Source organism: Paenibacillus forsythiae T98, from assembly GCF_000520735.1.
In the GTDB taxonomy this organism is placed as follows: domain Bacteria; phylum Bacillota; class Bacilli; order Paenibacillales; family Paenibacillaceae; genus Paenibacillus_AQ; species Paenibacillus_AQ forsythiae.
Window position 1 is genome coordinate 1 of sequence record NZ_ASSC01000678.1, and the last position, 1,751, is coordinate 1,751.

2 protein-coding genes and 1 pseudogene are annotated in these 1,751 nt (G+C 56.8%); all 3 read right to left on the minus strand.

Going from position 1 to position 1,751, the window contains the following annotated elements:
• Positions 1-754, minus strand: a pseudogene (locus L692_RS29655) (hypothetical protein); the annotation flags it as partial.
• Positions 755-931: 177 nt separating this feature from the next.
• Complete coding sequence (locus tag L692_RS30790) at positions 932-1,399, minus strand: glycosyltransferase family 2 protein (RefSeq protein WP_025701962.1); 468 nt, start codon at positions 1,397-1,399, stop codon at positions 932-934.
• A gap of 156 nt (positions 1,400-1,555) precedes the next feature.
• On the minus strand, positions 1,556-1,751 hold a 196-nt coding region (locus tag L692_RS29665; protein ID WP_036724815.1), incomplete at its 5' end, for a response regulator transcription factor.

The window sequence follows — 1,751 nt, forward strand, 5'->3', positions numbered from 1 at the left end:
CGAGCGTGCGGCGGCCCTCCCGTAGCCGCTCCGCACTATCCCACGGAGCCCTTCTTGCCCACCGCGCCTCACGCGGCTTCTCCGCCGCCTCCCTTGGCAGTCCTCCTGCTCCACCCTGCCTGCTTTCCGGGCTGTCCCCCTTCCCTCCCTTCATCTCCTCTTGTTCATCACGCCTCTCATCTCCCCGCGCTCTGCGGTTCGGGTCCCTTTCAGGCGTCGCCCCGACAGCCGCCTCCAGGTGAAGCCTCCCCTGCAAATACGCCAGTTGCGCCGCGCCCCGCCAGCAGCCCATCATCTCCGGACAGCGCTCGGCCAGCAGCGCTTCAGCTTCGGACTCCAGCAAAGAGCGGCCCCGCAGCACCTTGGCGATCCAGTCCGCATATTCCAGCAGCTTTTGCGGGGACGGAGGATTCTGCCTGACCGCGCCGGGCGGCCTGGACACATTTTCCATGACGCTTACTCCTTCACCGTCAGGCCGCAAAATGTCCTTCTCCTGATCCAGCTCCGGTTCAAGAACCGTCCGGACATACCGTCTCCAATCCGCTTCCTTCCACTGCTCCATCTCTTTTCTATAGAAGAAGCTTGTCCGCAGCTTGACCGCCAGACCCAGAGGCAGGGAAGCAGCGAGGAGAGTCACTTTTTCCGCCCCAATCTCCTCCCGATTCCCCCCTCCGTATAAGCGGCCCTCCCACCACAGCGCATCCACCCTTAAATCAATGGAGATACGGATACTCCAGCCCGTTCTTTGTTTCACTGCATACACTGCCGCCTTCATGCTTGCACCTCTTTCTTTTTTTATCTTGAACTCCCCTCACTCCCTGCCCCTTGATTCTCCCTCTTCAGTCCGCACAAAAAAGCACACTCTCCCTCAAGTTGGAAAGTGTGCTTCACCTGACAATCTGATATTTAGTTGGAGCAGACAACGGATATTTCACCGCAAGCCGCCGCGTTTGGATGAGTATCCCCTGCTTCCTATAGCCCTCATGAACGGCAGCGGAATCGGCTGCTCCGGAAGACGCAAATCAATCACGGTTTCATTATCCTGCCCCGCTGACTGCGCTTTCCTCTCTGCTTGGGGATAACCGTCTATATATTCCTCCATCCGCAAATCCAGTGAGCAGCCGCCATCCCTCAGCGCCTGGGCGATCCGATGCGTTGTGTCGCTTGAGCCATCGTCCATAAAGGTTACCCGCAGCCGCTTGCCCGTCAGGAAGGACTGGAGCGTCATCGCGCGGATTACCCCTTCCACCACAGATTCATGATTTCGGGCAATCAGAATATAATGAATCCATTTTCCCGTCTCACGGGCGGCATCACTCTTTACACGGGACTTAAGCGCATGCACACACACTACCGCAGATGCATACACAGCTCCGATCCAAATCAGCTGGGCTATCATGGGGATGCACCTCCTCTTATACCAACACTATATGCTGGCAAAAAAGAAGAGGTGACTGGCGCCAAGTTCGGATACCCGTAGGGTGTCAAGTCGAGTGGCACATTAGGCCGCAGCGCCCCGGGACGCCGGACGGCATTCGCTTTGCGGGAACAGTTATTAAAGCGTTACCCAACCATACTTGATCGAATTGATAACGGCCTGTGTGCGGTCATCAACCTCCATTTTTTGCAAAATGCTGCTGACATGGTTCTTGACCGTCTTTTCACTGATAAACAAATATTCCCCGATCATCTTATTGCTCTTGCCTTCAGCCATCAACCGCAGCACTTCGGCTTCGCGGCGCGTCAGCGGG